This is a genomic window from Roseateles sp. P5_E4 (genome assembly GCF_054049255.1).
On sequence record NZ_JBFUMS010000008.1, the window covers coordinates 283,449 to 301,507 of the forward strand.

Genomic DNA, 18,059 nt, shown 5'->3' on the forward strand with positions numbered 1-18,059 from the left:
ATGACCAGTCCCAGCACCGAAGCGCCGTCCGTCACTACGGCGCCCGACGAATTTCCCATCGGCGCCATTGCCGCCGCACTGTGGCGCCGTCGCCTGTTGATGGTGGGCGTGCCGCTGCTGGCCAGCGCCATCGCCCTGGGCGGCAGCTACCTCGTGCCGCCCACCTATGCGGCACGCGTCAGCTTCCTGCCGCCGCAGCAGCAGCAAAGCGGCGCGGCCGGTGCCCTGGCCTCGCTGGGCGCACTGGCGGGCATCGCGGCCGGGGGCATCAAGAACAATGGCGACCAGTACGTCGCCCTGGTGCAGAGCGCCTCCGTGGCGGACCGCATCGTCGAGCGCTTCGACCTGGTCAACAAGTACGAGCGCAAGTTCAAGGTCGATGCGCGCAAGGAGCTGGCTGAAAACACCCACGTGACCCTGGGCCGCAAGGACGGCCTGATCACGCTGGAGGTCGACGACCACGACCCCAAGACCGCGTCGGAGATGGCCACGGCCTATATCGAGGAACTGCGCGCCCTCACCGCCAGGCTGGCTCTGACGGAAGCCCAGCAGCGGCGCGTCTTCTTCGAGAAGCAACTGAGCCAGGTGAAGGAAAAACTGACGACTGCCCAGCAGGCGCTGTCGGCCACCGGCATCAACATCGGCGCACTGAAGGCGGAGCCCAAAGCCACCGCCGAGGGCCTCGCCAAGCTCAAAGCCGAGCTGACGACCGCCGAGGTGAAGCTGCAGGTGCTGCGCGGGGCCATGTCCGACGGCGCAGCCGAGGTCATCGCCCAGTCGGCCCAGGTGTCCGCCCTGCGCGCCGAAATGACCAAGCAGGGCCAGAACGAGGCGCCGGCCAGTCAGAACGGCTACATCACCGCTTACCGGGAATTCAAGTACCAGGAAGCGCTGTTCGACCAGATCGCGCGCCAGTACGAGATCGCCAGAATCGACGAAAGCCGCGACGGCGGGCAACTGCAGGTTGTCGACAAGGCCGAGATTCCGGAGCGCAAGACCAAGCCCAAGCGCAGCGCCTACATGATGGTGGCCTTCGCGCTGGCCTTCATGGTCTGCGGCGCGCTGGTGCTGGGCCGCGAGTACAAGCGAAAAGGCCGCCTTGGTTGAGCGGCTGGGCAAGTAAAAAGGCCGCTCGATTGAGCGGCCTTTTTTATTGGCGCGTGACCGTCAGGCCCCGGGCTTGCGCCAGACCTTGCGGTTCACGAAACCGGTGTAGCTGACGATGATGCGCAGCACCTTGTCGGAGACGTTGGCCGGCGCGTAGTCGTTGACCAGGCGCAGCAGGCGCTCGTCGCCGCGCGGCTGGGCTTCCAGGATGCGCAGCCCGTCGAGCACGCGCTCGACGTCAAAGCCCACCATCATCACGGCGGCTTCCTCGAAGCCTTCCGGGCGCTCATGCACCTCGCGCAGGTTCAGCGCCGGGAAGTTCAGGATGGAGGACTCCTCGGTGATGGTGCCGCTGTCCGACAGCACGGCCCGCGCGCCGCATTGCAGCTTGATGTAGTCCAGGAAGCCGAAGGGCTTCATGAACTGCACCTGGGGGTGCATCGCCTGCGTGGCCAGCAGGGTCTCCAGGCGCTTGCGCGTGCGCGGGTGCGTCGAGACGATGACCGGCTCGTCGTAGCGCTCGGCCAGCGCGTTCAGCACCACCAGCAGGCGTTGCAGATTCTCCGGCGCGTCGACGTTCTCCTCGCGGTGCGAGCTGACGACGAAGTACTTGCCCGGCGTGAGACCCTGGCGCCGCAGCACGTCCGACGCATCGATGCCCGGGCGGTAATGCTCGATGACCTCGCGCATCGGGCTGCCGGTGACGATGACCTGGTCCGGCGGGAAACCCTCGCGCAGCAGGTAGTCGCGCGCGATCTGGCTGTAGCTGAGGTTGATGTCCGACGTGTGGTCGACGATGCGACGGTTGATCTCCTCGGGCACACGAAAGTCGAAGCAGCGGTTGCCGGCCTCCATGTGGAAGATGGGCACCTTGCGGCGCTTGGCCGCAATGGCCGCGAGGCAGCTGTTGGTGTCGCCGAGGATGAGCAGCGCGTCGGGCTTCGTCAGCTCCAGCACCTTGTCGACGTTCTGGATCACCTGGGCAATGGTCTCGGCGGCCGTGCTGCCAGCAGCCTCCAGGAAATGGTCGGGCTTGCGGATGCCCAGATCGCTGAAGAAGACCTCGTTGAGCTCGTAGTCGTAGTTCTGGCCGGTGTGCACCAGCACATGCTCGCAGTGACGGTCGAGCTGGGCGATGACGCGGGACAGCCGGATGATCTCCGGCCGCGTGCCCACGACGGTCATGACCTTAAGCATTCACGGCCTCCTTGATGAGGTCCAGTTGCAGCAGCACCTGCTTGACCTCTTCGACGCTCAGCCGCTGGGTGTTGTGGGAGGTGTAGTCGTCGATCTCGGAGATCGCCGTCTCGCCCTCGACGAAGTACTTGGCGTAGTTCAGGTCGCGCGAATCAGCCGGGATGCGGTAGTAGCCGCCCAGGTCCTCGGAGCGGGCCATCTCCTCGCGCGAGACGAGCGACTCGTACAGCTTCTCGCCGTGGCGCGTGCCGATGATGTTGATGTCGTTGCTCTTCTTCAGCAGCTGGCGCATGGCTTCGGCCAGGTCGCCGACGGTGGAGGCCGGCGCCTTCTGCACGAAGATGTCGCCGGGGCGGGCATGCTCGAAGGCGTAGAGCACGAGGTCGACCGACTCCTCCAGCGACATCAGGAAACGCGTCATCGTCGGGTCGGTGATGGTCAGCGGCTTGCCGTCCTGCAGCTGTTGCAGGAACAGCGGGATCACCGAGCCGCGCGAGGCCATCACATTGCCGTAGCGCGTGGCCGACAGCACCGTCTTGGCCGGGTCGCACAGCCGCGACTTGGCGACCATGACCTTCTCCATCATGGCCTTGGACATGCCCATCGCATTGATCGGGTAGACGGCCTTGTCAGTCGACAACACGACGACGCGGCTGACGCCCTGGGCGATGGCCGCGCGCATGACGTTCTCGGCGCCGACGACATTGGTCTTGACCGCTTCCATCGGATAGAACTCGCAGGACGGCACCTGCTTGAGCGCGGCGGCGTGGAAGACGTAGTCCACGCCGTTGAGCGCGTCATGCACGCTGTCGTAGTCGCGCACGTCGCCGATGTAGAACTTGACCTTGTCGCTCTTCAGGGCGATGCGCATGTCCTCCTGCTTCTTCTCATCGCGACTGAAGATGCGGATCTCGGCGAAGTCGGATTTCAGGAAGCGGCTCAGCACCGCGTTGCCGAAGCTGCCGGTGCCGCCGGTGATCAGCAGGACTTTGTCTTTGAACATGGAATATCTCTAAAAGGTTCAGCCGAAGGCGCGCATCTCGCGCACCAGCTCGGGCCAGGAGGGCGGCGCATAGCCGGTGGCCGCGCGAAAAGCGCTCGAGTCGAGCGAGCGGTCGATGACCAGCTTGTCATCGGGCGCGATGTCGTTGTCGCGGCCGTATTCGGCAGCAGCCAGCTTGAGCAGGCCGTACTTGTCGATGGGCGCGGCCGACACATGCCAGGTGCCGCGCAGTTCGGGATGCGGCACGACGAAGTCCTTCATGACGCGGGCGAGCTCCACGGTGGGCAGGCCCGAGAAGATCGCCTTCGTGAAGCCGCGCACCGGCCCGGTCTGGGCCAGGAACCAGCCGATCAGGCCGTGCGCGCTGGACAACTCGTGGCCGATGATGGAGGTGCGCAGCGTGACTGCGTTCTCGTAGTCGACCTCACCCATCAGCTTGCTGCGGCCGTAGAGGTCGTAGGCGTCCGAAGGGTCGGTCTCGAGGTAGCCGCCCTGCTTGCCCGAGAACACGCAGTCGGTGCTGACGTGGATGAGTCGGGCACCGGCCACCTGCGCAAGCCGCGCGAGGCGGTGCGGCAGCAGCGCATTGATCGGGATGGCGGTCAGCGGGTCGTCCGCTTCGGCCAGTTGCTTGACGACGCCGATGCAGTTGACGACCACCTGTGGGCGCACCTGGGCGAACAGGCGCGTCAGGCTGTCCAGGCTTTCGACGTCGACACCGGCGACGAACTGCGCCGCAGGCGCCTTGGCCTGCAGCGTGGAGATGACGCCGTGGCTGCGCACGGAGCCAAACACCTCGAAGGCGGGGTCGGCCGCGAACACGCGCAACGCCGCATTGCCCAGCATGCCGCTGGCACCCAGCACCAGCAGGCGCCGCTTGTTCTGACTCATCGCACCATCACTCTCATCAACGGCGCGCCGCCACGGCGCGCTCGAAATGCCCGACCAAGGCCTTGGCCAGCCGGTCGGGCTCGTAATGCTCGGCGTAGTAGCGCCGGCCGGCCTCGCCCATCCCTTGCCGCTGTTCGGGCGGCATGGCCTGCAAGGCCAGCGCCGTGGCGGCCAGCGCCCCGGCATCTTCCGCCGCACTGGCCAAGCCGGCACCGGCGGCCCGCACGACACGGGCGCCTTCGCCATCCATCGACGCGAGGATGGGCCGGCCAGCGGCCAGATAGGCCTGTATTTTGCTCGGAACCGTTCGGCTCAAGGCCGGGCCGCCAGTCAGGCTGACCAGCAGCGCATCCGCCTGCTCGAAGACTGCGGGCATCTGCTCGGGTGGCAGGCGCCCAGCCAGTTGCACTTGCGTGAGACCACGTCGCGCCACCTGCTCGGCCAACCAACCGTCGCGCGCGCCGCTGCCGACCAGCACCCAGCGCACGCCGCTGTCGGCACCCAGGCGCTCGGCAGCGTCGAGGACGCAGTCCAGCGACTGCACAGTGCCCAGGTTGCCGGCAAAGACGATGTTGAATTGCGCCGCGTCGAGTTGGAGCAATGTCGGTACACGCGGCTTGGATGAGGCCCGGTCGCCGGGGTTCTCATGCACCAGGACAGGCGTACCACCCGCCATGGCCTCCACGGGCGCCACGAAAGCCGGCGACTGCACCAGCAGCAGGTCACTGCGTCGGTAGATCCAGCGCACCACTGTGGCAACGGCCGACAGCAGTCGCGGGTTCTTCACGAAGCCGGTGATCTGCAGGCTGTCCGGCCAAAGATCCTGCACCCAGACGACCAGCGCCGCGCCCTTGATCCACTTCAGCACGACGGCCGCGATGGCCTGCAGGATGGGGCTGGTGCCGTAGACAAAGATCGCGTCGAAGCGCCGGCCGCGCAGGGCCCATGGGCCCATGACGGAGGCACAGAACAAAAAGGACAAATAGTTCAGCACCAGGCGCTTGGCGCCACCCACGCCACGCGGCAGCAGTGGCACGCGCACGATGTCGTAGCCCTCGTGCCTCTCGCGCTGGATGCCGCCAACGCGGTAGCCCGGGAACAGGTGGCCTTCCGGATAGTTGGGTTTGCCGGTCAGCACCGTGACCTCGCAGCCCTGCTCGACGAGGGACTGGGCGATCTCGTTGATGCGGAAGGACTCGGGCCAGAAATGCTGGCTCAGCAACAGCACCTTCATGCGGTCTCGTGGAACAGCGCTTGCAGGAAGTCCGCCGCCCGAGCCGGTTCGAGCGGCGCCTCCGCCTCGCCGAGGAAGCGCTTCACGGCGCGCGCGATCGATACCGCGGAGTTCGGGTCAAAGGTCTGGGCGGGCACGCAGACATCGCGCACGAAATCCAGCTCGCCAGCCAGGATGGGCAGGCCAGCTTGGCGGGCCTCGATCAGCGGCAGGCCAAAGGACTCGCCCTTGGACGGGAAGACCAGGGCCTTGGCACCGCGATAGCGCGCGAGGATCTCGGCATGTGAGCGCATGCCGAGACTGGTGATCTTCAGATCATGATCGGTCGCTTGCGCCTGCACCCATGCCGCCAGGCCGGCATCGCGGTCCGACAGCGTCAGCGCCAACGTCGGACGCAGCCCTTGCTCAGCCAGCAGCCGCCAGGCCTCGATGAGGGTGCGGTGGTTCTTGTGCGCCTCGCCGTCCGCCACATAGATGAAGTCCCAGGCGGCATCGGCGGCGGGCAGCGACTCTGGTGCTGGGGGAGCGAACGGCAGCACCCGGATGTCGGCGCGCTCCAGGCCATACCAGTCCTGCACGGCGCGCGCCATCGACGGCGTCTGCACCCAGTAGCGCGCCACGCGCTGGCGCAGCCAGCGGCTGACGGCCTGCTCGAAGCGCAGGCGCTGCCGCGTCTTCCAGCCAAAGGCCGCGAGCGGCACCTGGCCGAGGTAGTTGCGGTTCTGCTGGAACAGCCACACCGGCGCCGCATTGCGCATCAGGGGCGGCAGGCCGTGGAAGCACAACACACGGTCCTGGGCGGTGCCGGCGGATGCCAGCGACAACTCGGCGCCCAGGCGGGAGCCCGCCGACGCCTGCACCCACTGAACAGACGCGCCCTCGGGCACGCTCAGCCGTTCGCGCGCACGCGCATCGAGCCAGGCGACGAGGGGCCGCTCCTGGGGCCAGGCGACCAGCAAGGCCTGCAGCAGCACAAAGCCGCCACCGGTATGGACATTGGGCGCGTACAGCAGCAGGCGCCCGGCCTGCACCGTCACGGCTTGGGACCTTGGTAGACGTCCTTCTTGCCCAGGCCCTGCGGCACCAGGGCACGCACGCCCTGGCGCAGCCCGTTGTCCACGCGCGCCAACAGGCGCAGCAGAGGCTGCTCGGGCCGGGCGCTGAACGAGGTGACGTTGAAGTAGTCCTGGCCCGTCGGCGAGCGCGGCGAGAAGTAGTAGTTGGAGACGCAGCAGCGCGTGCCTTCGGCGACGACGGGGCTGACGGAATGCCAGGACGTCGGCGTCGTCTCCATGATGGCCAGCCGGTTGAAGCGGCTGACGATGGTGACGTTGTTGCGCACGCGCTGGTCCCAGAGCTCCAGGTTGCCGCCGTTTTCCAGCACCCAGCCCGGCGTCACGTAGTACAGCAGGTTGAGCGTGCGGTAGTAGCGGCGCGTGGACTCGTGCGAATTGTCGATGTGCGGGCCCAGGTGATGGCCCTTCACCATGGCGCTCAGGCCACCGGCGTAAAGGCTGGCGTCGGGGATTTGCTCCTGGATGCCGGTGATGCGCCCGACGATCTCGATGACGCGCGGGTCCTGGATCGCAAACGTGATGTCGGCCAGCACGGGGTCGAAGCGGTCGAAGTCCTTGGACGTGTACTTGCACTCACGGAAGCTGTCCATCAGCCGCATCTGCCCGGTGGCCGGGAAGGCCGCGGTGATGCGTTCCGCCACATCGGCGGGCAACAGATCGTCGACGATGGCGTGGCGCACGCCCACCTGGCGGGCCGAGGCCTCGAAATCCGCCGTCAGCTGGGCCAGGGATGACTCCAGCCGCGCACAGATCAGGTCGGTCAGCTCGGCTTTCGAGGGTAGGGATGAGGACATGGTCAGGTACGAGGCGCCCCGATGCCATCGGCAAGGGCGCAAATCAATGAGGACACGGCGCCAGCCGCCTGCACTCATCCCCGCGGGGAGAGGTCACGGCTGGGCGCCGGCATTGTAGGCATTGGGGTTAGCCCGGCCGGCTGGCGGCCCGCCTCCCGCAGCCAGAAGTAGCCGTAGGCGGCCAGCAGCACCGGCCCGGAGAAATAGCCCGTCCCGCGCAGCAGCAGCCCCACTAGGCCACAGAGCAGCAGGCTCAGCATGAGACGCGCTTGTTCCGACTGCAGGCCGTGCTGCCCATGCAGCAGGTGCCGGAAGCGCCAGGCCCGCCAGGCGCACCACAGCCACAGCAGTGCGGCGAAGTAGCCCATTTCGCTCAGGGCCTTGGAAGCGAGGAAGGAGCCGTCGTTGTAGTTGCCATCCTCCAGGCCCAGCAGATCGAGCACTTCCACACCCTCGGTGACCGGCCTGGGCTCGCAACCCATGCGATTGAAGCCCAGCCCCCAACCGCCGGAGCTGTGCAGGTTCTCCAGCGCGAGTTCCCAGCCCATCACGTACACCACGCTGGAGACATTGGCCTCCGTGCTCTGGTTGCCCAGGCTGGTGATCCGGTCCATGAAGTCGGTCCAGAAGGGCGACACAAAGGCCACGCCGGCAAACACCACCGACAGCACAGTGACCTGCAGGATCTTGAACAGCCCCAGGCGCCGGCCATGCAGCGCCAGCCACATCACTGCAAGCCCGACGGCCAGCAGCAGGAACAGCGTGGCCGAGGCCGCCAACCAGAGGCTGAGCACCGCGCCCACAACGCCATGGCGCCGCCAACGCCGGTTCTCGTCAAGGATGAGATAGATCAGCAGCGGCGCAATGGTCAGCGCGAAATGGCTGGGCTCGGAGAAGAACCCACTCGGCCTGAGCGTCTCGCGCGCACCGGTCGCTACAAGATAAATCTTCTCGACCACCACCGCCGCCACCAGCACGGTGACCAATCGCGCGATGCCACGCTGTGAAGGCATGCTGCGCCCCGCACTCGCCAGCACACTGAGCGAGGCGATCACCAGGATGAGCAGCACTTGCGATGCGACTGATTTGAGCATCAGGTCGCGGCAGGTATCCATGCTCCCGGCAATCACGGTGTGGCATAGCAGCAGCGCTGCCATGCTGGCACCTAGCACCAGCCCCCGCCAGGTCGCACGCCCGTCGAAGACGGAAAGCCACCCGGCCAGCAGCACGAACAGGGCGACCTGCGGGCCGACGCTGGTGGAAATGCTGGCCGTGAGCGCGGGGGCCAGCAAGCCGATCCAGACGATATGAAGCACGGTAGGCCTCCAGCGACCCTCCCTGGGGTCAAGCCGGTCGGCGATCATCTGACTCTCCTGTATATCAGGTCGACAGTCGCGTCGGCCGAACCGGCCAGGACAACCATGGACGGCAGCCGCCCGAACCTGAAGAGCTTGCTCTTCATTGTCTGGCCGCTCGCGTAGAAGCCCGGAGCTGGTACCAGCCACGACGCAGGAAACCCACCAGCAACTGGCGCCAGATGCCCAGATCGAACAGCAAGCCCGGGCGGCGCTTGAGCGCCTGGGCAAAGCAGCGCAGCGCGGCGCCGATGCGGCCGGACTGGCCGTGGTTCTTGGCGGCCAGGCTGTAGGCGCGCGCAATCGACCGCTGCGCACCGGCCTGCCCCGGCCGTGCAGCCCAGTAGGCCTGCATGACCCGCACGATCTCCTCGGCGCGAGCGTCTGGCATCACGCGAAACGACGCCGAGCCCTCATGGATGCGGTATTCAGCCAGCAGCTCAGGTACACGCACGAAGCCGCCCTGCCCCGCGGCGCGCAGCCAGAACTCGTAGTCCGGCACCTGGCGCAGGTCAGGCCGCCAGCCACCGCTCGCCTCGAACACGCTGCGGCGGAAAAACGCGCCTGGGCCAGGCTGGCAGACCAGGTCCACGCTGAGCCGCTCGGCATCGAACTCCTCGGTTCGGGACTCGCGCAGACGCTGGCCCTGCGCATCGATGAGCCAGAAATCGCAATAGGCCACGGCGGCCGACGGCTTGTTCTGCAGCATCTCGACCATGTGCCGCACGGCGCCCGGTACCAGGCAGTCGTCGGAACTCAGATAAGCCAGGATCTCGCCCTTGGCCATGCCCCAGCCGCGGTTCAAGGTGGCGGCCTGGCCGCTGTTCGCCTGGGTCAGCACCGTCAGGCGCCCCGGATGCGCGGCTTCGTAGCGCTTTGCCAGGGCCAGCGAGTCGTCGCTGGAACCGTCATCGATGACGATGTATTCAAGCCCCGGATAGTCCTGGACCAGCACGCTTTCGATCGTCGCCGCCAGGTATTCGGCCTGGTTGTAGACGGGGGTGACGAGCGTGACGAGGGACTGGGACATGGGCTGGCTTGAGCGGCGCGGCGATTGTAGGCAGCCGTGGTGAGGCGCCTTAGGGGCTGCGCCGTTCCAGCCGGCACAGCCAGAACATCGCCGCCGCGTCGCCGACCATGCGCAGCAACCAGGCCGTGGCCGCACCCATCAGGCCCCACCGGGCGCTCAGCAGCCACAGCGCCAGCAGGAACAGTGGCAGCTCGGCGCAGTGCAGCAGGGCCGGCGCGCGAAAACGCCCGGCGCCGTGCAGCCAGGTCAGCGGCACATGGGCCAGGCAGTTGATCAGAATGCCGATCGAGAACACGCGCAGGATCGGCGCGCTGTGCGCCGCCAGCTCGGGCCCGATCCACAGCGTCAGGATCGGCGCGGCGAACAGGCCCAACGTGGCGCAGATCGGCAGCAGCACGACAAACAGGATGCGCACGGCACGGTCGTACAGCGCCCAGGCGGCGGCATCCTTGCGGGCTGCCTGGGCCGCGAAGGCCGGGAACAGCACCGCCGTCAGCGCGCCCGGAATGATCCACAGCTTGGTGACGATTTCCTGCGGCGTTGCGTAGTAGGCGACGGCCGCGGCGGAGACGGTGGCGCCAATCATGAAGCGGTCGACGTAGCCCATGAAGGGGCTGACGATATTGCTCAAGGTGAGCCACCCACCCGACACCAGCAAGGGCCGCAGCCATTGCGCCTGCCAGTGCAGCCGCCCGCGCACCTGCGGCAGGGCTCGCCAGGCCAGCCAGCCATGCACGGCAAAGCCAACCACCCTGCCCAGCGCGAGGGCCACTGTGATCAGCAGCAGGTTGGGCCCGAACCAGTGCAGCACGATCCAGGGCCCGGCAAAGGTCCACAGCCCCATGGGCAGGCGCACATAGTTCAGCACCTCGAAGGCATGGCAGGCCTCGAGCATGCCGCGCAGGCCGGCGGTGACGACGATGAAGGGGACGGCCAAGCCCATCACGATGCAGGCCGCGACGGCCTCGCGGCGGTCCGGCAAGGCCTTGATGAGGTCCACGCCCCAGGGCGCCAGCACGATCATGGCGAGGCCCGCGACAACGCCCAGAGCGATCATCAGCAGCAACGCAGAAGCGCTGAGTGGCCCGATGCGCTCCTCGTCGCCTCGGTCGATCAGGATGGCGAGCTGCTGCGTCAGTGCCCGCCCCAGGCCCAGGTCGAAGAGCCCGAAATAGCTGGTCACGGCCCAGACCAGGGTCAGCAGGCCGAAGCGTTCCACGCCGAGGCCATGCATCAGGGCCGGGATGCTGAACAGGGCCAGCAGCAGCGGCGCGCCGAGTCCGAACAGATTGAGAAGCGTGTGCTTGGCGAGCTTCAAGGAGAGTGGGCCGGAAGGAGACGAAAGGGCGCGGATTGTAAGGACGAGCCCTGCGCGCAGACCCCGCCGCCCCGCTTCACAAATCGACACGCCGGGCTGCCCGATAAAATGCCGGTTTTGGCCGTCCGCGCGCGTCGGGCGGCCTAGCGCCCGGCTGATCCGGGCCGTTCAAGAACCCGACATGAAGCCGTCCCCTCTTCTGCTTTGCACGGCGCTGTGCCTCGCACTGGTCAGCCTGCCGGCAAATGCCTACATCGACCMCAATGCGGGCGGCATGCTGTTCCAGCTGCTGGCTCCGGTGTTTGCGGGCATCGTGGGCATCTGGTTGTTCCTGCGCCAGTGGATCAGTGCGATGGCGCGCCGCCTCTGGCGTCGGCTGACCGGACGCAACGCTGAATGAAGGTCGGCGCGAGCGCCGAACGCTCCCACCCTGAGCTGCCGCCGGCACGCCTTGGCACCTGCTTCGGGGTGGCCTTCGCCGCCTTGGGCCTGCTGTGGATGCCCTGGGTGCTGCTGCGCCAGGTCGACGCCTTTCTCGCCTTCCAGACTACCGGCGAGTTCGCGCGCGACGTCGCGCTGGCGCTGCTGCTGCTGACGCTGCCGGCCCTCGCGCTGGCCGCCCTGGCCTTTGCATTGGGCTGGCTGGTGGTACGCCTGGGAGCGTCCGTGGCGACGGGCCGCGTGGTGGCCTGGGCTAGCACGCTGCTGCCGGTGTCGTGGGTATGCCTGTGGCAATTCGGCTCGGCCAGTTGGGCCTGGCTGAAGCTGGTGACGGAAGGCGACTTTGCGCTGTCCGCCAATGCGCGGCTCGTTGCCGTCGCGCTGCTGCTGCTCGCCTCGGGATTGATGCTGCGCGGCCGGCGGCTGTCCTATGTACTCGCCCGCCTCGTGCCGCCGCTGCGCAGCCTACAGGCCCCGGCGCTGCTGCTGCTGCTCGTCTCGGTGGTCTGGCTGCTGCTGCACCCGCCGCGCGTGATGGGCCTGACCGCGCAGCCCGCCTCCGCGCCAGTGCGCGCTCGGCTGCCCGACGTCTACCTCATCACCATCGACACGCTGGCCGCAGAAGATGCGGCCGTATGTGGCGACGGCCCGACGACGATGCCGCGCCTGCGCGAATTAGCGGGCCGCGCCAGCTGCTTCGACCGCCACTACGCCTCAGGCAATTTCACGACGCCCAGCACCGCCACGATGGAGACCGGCGCCCTGCCCTGGTCACACTGGGGCGTGCAGATCGTCGCCAAGATGGCGCCAGCCATGCGCGGCCAGACCCTGGCCAGCCAGTTGCGCGCTCACGGCTACGAGGCGCACTCGATCAGCGCCAACCTGATGGCCAGCCCGCGCCACCACGGCAGCTACGACGAATACACGACGCAGGCGATCGCGCCGTCGCCGGCGCTGGGCCTGAAGCCGCGCGTGGCGCTGAGCGCCTTCCCGGACACGACGCTGCCGTTCTGGCTGTCAGGCCTCATTCCACTGCTGGACACACTGGACGTGCGCCTCTTCCCGGAGCGCAGCCCGTTCGCGCCGGAGCAGACTTACGACGCCGCCCGCCCGCTGTTGGACCGCGGCTCGCAGAACCAGCGCCCGCAGTTCATGTGGCTGCACACGCTGCCCCCGCACGACCCCTATCTGCCACCGCCCAGCACCAAGCACAAGTTGCTGCCCGAGGGCGAACTGGACCACTGGTCGCAGATGCTGGGCATGACACGCTACAACCCGCCGCAGCAGGCACTGATCGACAAGCACAGGCTGCGCTACCGCGAGGCCATCATGGGGGCCGACGAGGCGCTGGGGCGCTTCCTTGACGAACTGGACCGCCGGGGCAAGCTGGACGGTGCGCTCGTCATCGTGACCTCCGACCATGGCGAATCCTTTGAGCGCGGCTATATCGGCCATGCCGGCCAGTGGCTGCATGAGGCTGTCATCCGCGTGCCCCTCGTGATCAAGCTGCCTGGTCAACGTGCGGGGCGCGTGGTGCACACGCCGGTCGGCCTGGACGACATGGCGCCGACCATCGTCGACGTGCTGGGGCTGGCGCCCCTGCCTCATGCGGACGGCCGCAGCCTCAAGCCGGCCCTGCTGGGCGGGGAGTTGCCCGTCCAACCCGTGTACTCGATGGCGATCGAGCGGCAAAGCCGCTTCAAGCCGATCAAGGCAGGCCATTACGCGGTCATCGATGGCGCCAACAAGCTGGTGCTCGACCTGGGCGAGCAGCAAGCCGAGCTGTTCGACCTGGCCGCCGATCCGCATGAACTTCACGACCTGAGCAAGACGGCCCCCGAGACGGCCGCCAGGCTGCGCGCCTTGCTGGATCAGCAGCTCGCCGCCGCCGAGAAGCGCCGCGCGGCACAGTTCGGCGAGCCATGAGCACCAGCCCGCTGCACAGCTTCGACGCCGAGTTGCTGAAGTGGCTGCGAGCCGGGCCCGCCTGGCCCAGCCTGCCCCTCGGTACGCGCGCGCAGCTGCGCTGGCGTTCAGCCTGGGGCACGCTGAACCGCCGCCTCAGCGAAGCCCGCGTCGCCGACGCGCCTGCTCTGGCCCCGCCGCTGTTCATCGTCGGCCCGTGGCGCAGCGGCACGACGGTCATGCACGAGTTGTTGACGGCGGCCACCGGCTGGCCCACGCCGCTGACCTGGCAGTGCATGAATGCCACCGCCTTCCAGCTGCTGCCGGCGCCGCCCGCACGCAGCGGCGTGGCGCGCCCGATGGATGGGCTGGAGATCAGTGCGCTGTCACCGCAGGAAGACGAGTTCGCGCTGCTCACGCTAGGCGTGGACTCGGCTTACCGCGGCTTCCTGATGCCGGAGCGGCTGCCTGAGCTGTTGCACACGCTGGACCCCGCTTATTGGAGTGGCCGCGAGGCCGACTGGCTGCCGCGCTTCGAGCGCTTCATGGCCGGCGTGCTGGCGTCCAGCGGCCAGCCCGGCCAGCGGCTGATCCTCAAGTCGCCCAATCACAGCTTTCGGCTGCCTGCGCTGCTCAAGCGCTTTCCCGAGGCCAAGGTGGTATGGATGGTGCGCGATGCGGCCACCGTCTTTCATTCGAACCGCAAGATGTGGCATGCGATGTTTGCTGAGCATCGCCTGACGACCGGCGCAGCGGATGGGCTCGATGCTTTTCTCGGCGCAGCCCTGCAAGGCTGTGCTTCGGTGCTGGAGCATTTATCGGCGGCGTTGCCGCCGGAGCGTTGGATCGTCGTCGAGCAGACCCGCTTGGCCGCGGCGCCGCGCCAGGTGGTGGCCGGTGTCATGCGCCAGCTCAATCTTGACGCCGCGGCCGAAGCCGCGTTGGACGCGGCCTTGACGCGCACGCGCCAGGGCCGCATCGAGCGTTACGAGCAGCCTGTGCCCGGCGCTGCAGCGGCAGGCGTCGCGGCGCTGGGTGAAGCCCAAGGTCGCGTCGTGCAAAGCACCGGCGTTGAGTATCGGGCGGGTGAAGTATGAAATGTCGCCCGGTTTCCCTGCGTTATCATGAGACGCTGGCGGGATGGCGCCGGACGCAGCATTGCGACAGTGGCACATCACCATGACGAGTTCAGAATCTAATTTGCCGTCAAACCTTTCGTTTGGCGCCTTGTTCGTCGTGTTTTTCGGCGCAGTCGGCGGCTATCAATGGCTGCACGGCAATATGAATGGCAGGTTGTGGCTAGGCGCCGCCATTTTGATGCTGGCTGTGACGCTGCTCAAGCCCAAATGGTTGACGCCGCTCAACCGTGCCTGGATGGCTCTCGCAGATCTCCTGCATCGACTATTCAGCCCTATTGCCCTTGGATTGCTGTATTTCGGCCTGTTCACGCCCACAGGTTACGCCATGCGGGTATTTGGACGCGACGTCTTGAATCGCCGCTTTGACCCGTCTGCCGGCTCATATTGGGCAGAACGTTCGCCCCCTGGCCCCGATGTCGGCGGACTTGCCGACCAATTCTGATTATTTCGCCGGAGTGGCTTGAATGTCGTTGCTAGTTGAGCTGTGGCGATTTTTGAAATCGCGTAAGAAGCTCTGGTTGTTCCCGTTCGTGCTGGTCATGCTGATACTCGGCGGCCTGCTGATTGTGGCCAAGGGGTCGGTGATCGCGCCTTTCATCTACACGCTGTTCTAGCACGTGAAGATCCTCGGCATTTCGGCCTATTACCACGATGCGGCGGCGGCGCTGGTCATTGATGGTCGCATCGTGGCGGCCGCGCAGGAGGAGCGTTTCACGCGCCGCAAGCACGATGCCGCATTTCCGGTCCATGCGATTCGCGCCTGTCTTTCCATCGCCAATATTGGCGCGGCGGACGTCGACCATGTCATCTTCTATGACAAGCCGTTCTTGAAATTCGAACGGCTGCTCGAGACCTACCTGGCATTCGCGCCGCGCGGTTTCACCTCATTCCGGCAAGCCCTGCCGCTTTGGTTGAAAGAGAAGCTCTTCCAGAAAAGCTTGCTCATCGACGAACTCGCGGCGCTGGCGCCGGGCGTCGACTGGCGCGCCAAGCTGCTGTTTTCAGAGCATCACCTCAGCCACGCCGCGAGCGCGTTCTTTCCGTCGCCTTTCGAGAGCGCCGCCGTGCTGACGATGGATGGCGTCGGTGAATGGACCACCACTTCGCTGGCGTTGGGATGCGGCTCCAACCTCAGCATCATTCGCGAGATTCATTTTCCCCATTCGTTGGGGTTGCTGTATTCGGCGTTCACGTATTACACGGGCTTCAAGGTCAATTCGGGCGAATACAAGGTCATGGGCCTGGCTCCCTACGGCGAGCCAAAGTATGTCGACACGATCAAGGACAACCTGATTGACATCAAGGCGGATGGCAGCTTCAGGCTGAATCTCGACTACTTCGACTACTGCACCGGCTTGACCATGACCAACCGCCGTTTCGACAGCCTGTTCGGCGCGCCGCCGAGAAGACCCGAAGACCGGCTCGGTCAACGGGAGATGGATCTGGCGGCTTCGGTGCAGGCTGTCCTGGAAGAAGTGGTCCTGAAGCTCGGCCGCTCGATCGCCACGGAGACGGGTGAGCGCAATCTGTGCCTGGCCGGCGGCGTGGCGCTGAACTGCGTGGCCAACGGCAAGCTGCTGCGCAGCGGCCACTTCGACCGCCTGTGGGTGCAGCCCGCGGCCGGTGATGCGGGCGGTGCGCTGGGTGCTGCGTTGGTCGCCGCCCACATGTCCAAGGGCGAGCCGCGCGCCAACGCTGGCGTCGACGGCATGCAGGGCAGCTACCTCGGGCCGTCTTATTCGCAGCCGGAGATCGAGCAGCGACTGACGTCGCTTGGAGCGCGTTTCGAAACGCTGGACGACGAGAACCTGATTGACCAGTGTGCACGGGCCATCAGCGAGGGCAAGGCGCTCGGGTGGCATCAGGGGCGAATGGAATTCGGCCCGCGCGCGCTGGGCGCGCGATCCATCCTGGGCGATGCGCGCTCGCCAAGCATGCAGAAACTGCTGAACCTGAAGATCAAGTACCGGGAGTCTTTCAGGCCGTTTGCGCCATCGGTCCTGCGGGAAGACGTGGCCGAGTGGTTCGACCTTGACGAGGACAGCCCCTACATGTTGCTGGTGGCCGACGTGCTGGAAAAGCATCGCCTGAAAGCGCCGGCTGAGCAGACCTTGTTCGGCATCGACAGGTTGAACCTGCCGCGTTCATCGATTCCTGCGGTCACCCACGTTGACCATTCAGCAAGAATCCAGACGGTTCATCGCGACACCCATCCGCGCTATCACGCCCTCATCAGCAGGTTCAAGGCGTTGACGGGCGTGCCTGTCATCGTCAACACCAGCTTCAATGTGCGCGGCGAGCCCATCGTCTGCACGCCCGAAGACGCCTTCCGATGCTTCATGGGGACGGACATTGACGTGCTTGCGATCGGCAACTGCTTCATGCGCAAGGAGATGCAGGCCCAGACGCTCGCCAGACGCTATGAGCAGGCGTTTGAATTGGATTGACCCTGCCCCGTCACGAACCCGAACACCTGTTCTTTCTCATGGGATGTTGATCCAGTGACCCGTCAAGTTCGCTTCATGGCTCGATGCCGCTCGGTGGCCCTTTCGCTTGCACTGCTGCTGACGTCGATACTCGTCAGCCTGCTGATCCTGGAATTCGGCGTGCGCTGGCTGCTGCCCCAGTACTCTGCGGCCGGCGATATCGAGTACACCGTCGTCGACGGCGTGCCCCTGGCAGCGGCCAATACCGAGACGATCCAATGGAAGAACACCGGCGACTACAAGGTCAAGGTGTCGATCAACCGGCTGGGCTTGCGTGACACCAAGGACCTGTCCCAGTCCACCGCCGACGATCTTTTCGTAGTCGGTGACTCGTTTTCACTCGGGCATGGCGTCGAGGAAGCCGAGCGCTTCTCCAATCGTCTCGAAGGGCTGCTGGGCCAGCGCGTGTTCAACGTCGCCATCCCCACCGACATCGCCGGATACGAGACGTTGATCGGTTACGCCGAGCGCCAGGGCGCGCCGGTGCAAAAGGTCATTCTTGCCGTGTGCATGGAGAACGACATCGGCCAGTATCGCGACCGCATCACCCCGGTGACGCGCCTTCGCGAACGCCGCACCTTCGCCGAGGGTCTGCGTCGCACGAAACTCTGGCTGCAACGCAACTCCAGCGCCTACCGGGCGCTGGGCCATCAGGCGCACGCGTCGGAGTCGTTGCAGGCGCTGTTCGTTCGTCTTGGCATCATCACGCCGACCGCCGATGGCGCACTGCGCAATGTCTATTCCACCGCAGCGATCGAACAGTCCGCGGAGCGCGTGGCCGCCATTGCCGCCAAGCACCAGGTGATCACCGTCATCATTCCCTCGCGCTTGAAGTGGATCGGCAACAACACCGAACAGGAAGGCAAGCTGCATGCGGGCTTCGTTGCGCACCTGCGTTCCTTGGGGCTGCCCGTCGTCGATCTGGCACCCGCCTTCGAGAAGGGCGGTCATCCGATGGACTACCACTTCCCCAACGATGGCCATTGGACCGCGAAGGGGCACGCGCTGGCAGCGGCGGAAATCGCGGCCTATGTCCGGACGCAGGGCTGGCCTGCGCCGCTTGCTGCCAATCGTTGAGGGCAG

17 protein-coding genes are annotated in these 18,059 nt (G+C 66.4%); 8 read left to right on the forward strand and 9 right to left on the reverse strand.

The annotated features are described in order from the left end of the window. A complete protein-coding gene (locus ACXJLH_RS17425) occupies window positions 1–1,107 on the forward strand; it encodes a GumC family protein (protein ID WP_457445523.1) in 1,107 nt (368 codons plus the stop codon). A gap of 60 nt (window positions 1,108–1,167) precedes the next feature. Here the strand turns inward: ACXJLH_RS17425 and wecB are convergent, their stop codons facing one another. From wecB to ACXJLH_RS17470, 9 genes are all read right to left on the reverse strand, one after another. Continuing rightward, the gene (wecB, locus tag ACXJLH_RS17430; RefSeq protein ID WP_457445524.1) at window positions 1,168–2,304 is read right to left on the reverse strand and encodes a non-hydrolyzing UDP-N-acetylglucosamine 2-epimerase; all 1,137 of its coding nucleotides are present in this window, start codon (window positions 2,302–2,304) and stop codon (window positions 1,168–1,170) included. After that, window positions 2,297–3,307 (reverse strand): SDR family NAD(P)-dependent oxidoreductase, encoded by a 1,011-nt coding sequence (locus ACXJLH_RS17435; protein ID WP_457445526.1) that lies wholly within the window; start codon window positions 3,305–3,307, stop codon window positions 2,297–2,299. Before ACXJLH_RS17435 ends, wecB begins: the two co-directional genes overlap by 8 nt. An 18-nt stretch (window positions 3,308–3,325) precedes the next feature. Continuing rightward, window positions 3,326–4,198, reverse strand: coding sequence for a dTDP-4-dehydrorhamnose reductase family protein (locus tag ACXJLH_RS17440; protein WP_457445528.1), 873 nt, complete (start codon window positions 4,196–4,198; stop codon window positions 3,326–3,328). Window positions 4,199–4,214: 16 nt separating this feature from the next. Further along, complete coding sequence (locus tag ACXJLH_RS17445; RefSeq protein WP_457445530.1) at window positions 4,215–5,432, reverse strand: glycosyltransferase family 4 protein; 1,218 nt, start codon at window positions 5,430–5,432, stop codon at window positions 4,215–4,217. Continuing rightward, window positions 5,429–6,469, reverse strand: coding sequence for a glycosyltransferase (locus tag ACXJLH_RS17450; RefSeq protein WP_457445532.1), 1,041 nt, complete (start codon window positions 6,467–6,469; stop codon window positions 5,429–5,431). The genes ACXJLH_RS17445 and ACXJLH_RS17450 overlap by 4 nt, the downstream gene beginning before the upstream one ends. Next, window positions 6,466–7,302, reverse strand: a complete 837-nt coding sequence (locus ACXJLH_RS17455; protein ID WP_457445534.1) for a 2OG-Fe(II) oxygenase — start codon at window positions 7,300–7,302, stop codon at window positions 6,466–6,468. Before ACXJLH_RS17455 ends, ACXJLH_RS17450 begins: the two co-directional genes overlap by 4 nt. Before the next feature lie 74 nt (window positions 7,303–7,376). After that, complete coding sequence (locus ACXJLH_RS17460) at window positions 7,377–8,666, reverse strand: hypothetical protein (RefSeq protein ID WP_457445536.1); 1,290 nt, start codon at window positions 8,664–8,666, stop codon at window positions 7,377–7,379. Window positions 8,667–8,760: 94 nt separating this feature from the next. After that, window positions 8,761–9,687, reverse strand: a complete 927-nt coding sequence (locus ACXJLH_RS17465; protein WP_457445538.1) for a glycosyltransferase family 2 protein — start codon at window positions 9,685–9,687, stop codon at window positions 8,761–8,763. 49 nt (window positions 9,688–9,736) lie between these two features. Beyond that, entirely contained in the window at window positions 9,737–11,005 is a 1,269-nt protein-coding gene (locus ACXJLH_RS17470) for a flippase (RefSeq protein WP_457445540.1), read from the reverse strand. A 181-nt stretch (window positions 11,006–11,186) separates the two neighbouring features. On the opposite strand from ACXJLH_RS17470, the gene ACXJLH_RS17475 reads away from it, so the two are divergent. The 7 genes from ACXJLH_RS17475 to ACXJLH_RS17505 all read left to right on the forward strand — a co-directional run bounded on the left by ACXJLH_RS17475 (window position 11,187) and on the right by ACXJLH_RS17505 (window position 18,053). Then, window positions 11,187–11,405, forward strand: coding sequence for a hypothetical protein (locus ACXJLH_RS17475; RefSeq protein ID WP_457445542.1), 219 nt, complete (start codon window positions 11,187–11,189; stop codon window positions 11,403–11,405). Further along, window positions 11,402–13,372 carry a sulfatase family protein gene (locus ACXJLH_RS17480; protein WP_457445544.1) on the forward strand — a complete coding sequence of 657 codons (1,971 nt, stop codon included), beginning with the start codon at window positions 11,402–11,404 and terminating at the stop codon, window positions 13,370–13,372. The genes ACXJLH_RS17475 and ACXJLH_RS17480 overlap by 4 nt, the downstream gene beginning before the upstream one ends. Next, window positions 13,369–14,448, forward strand: a complete 1,080-nt coding sequence (locus tag ACXJLH_RS17485) for a sulfotransferase family protein (RefSeq protein ID WP_457445546.1) — start codon at window positions 13,369–13,371, stop codon at window positions 14,446–14,448. Before ACXJLH_RS17480 ends, ACXJLH_RS17485 begins: the two co-directional genes overlap by 4 nt. A 43-nt stretch (window positions 14,449–14,491) precedes the next feature. Then, the gene (locus tag ACXJLH_RS17490; RefSeq protein WP_457445547.1) at window positions 14,492–14,932 is read left to right on the forward strand and encodes a hypothetical protein; all 441 of its coding nucleotides are present in this window, start codon (window positions 14,492–14,494) and stop codon (window positions 14,930–14,932) included. A 22-nt stretch (window positions 14,933–14,954) separates the two neighbouring features. After that, the gene (locus ACXJLH_RS17495) at window positions 14,955–15,104 is read left to right on the forward strand and encodes a DUF5989 family protein (RefSeq protein WP_457445549.1); all 150 of its coding nucleotides are present in this window, start codon (window positions 14,955–14,957) and stop codon (window positions 15,102–15,104) included. 3 nt (window positions 15,105–15,107) lie between these two features. Next, the gene (locus ACXJLH_RS17500) at window positions 15,108–16,937 is read left to right on the forward strand and encodes a carbamoyltransferase family protein (RefSeq protein ID WP_457445551.1); all 1,830 of its coding nucleotides are present in this window, start codon (window positions 15,108–15,110) and stop codon (window positions 16,935–16,937) included. Window positions 16,938–17,012: 75 nt separating this feature from the next. Beyond that, window positions 17,013–18,053, forward strand: coding sequence for an alginate O-acetyltransferase AlgX-related protein (locus ACXJLH_RS17505; protein WP_457445553.1), 1,041 nt, complete (start codon window positions 17,013–17,015; stop codon window positions 18,051–18,053). Window positions 18,054–18,059 lie beyond the last annotated feature (6 nt).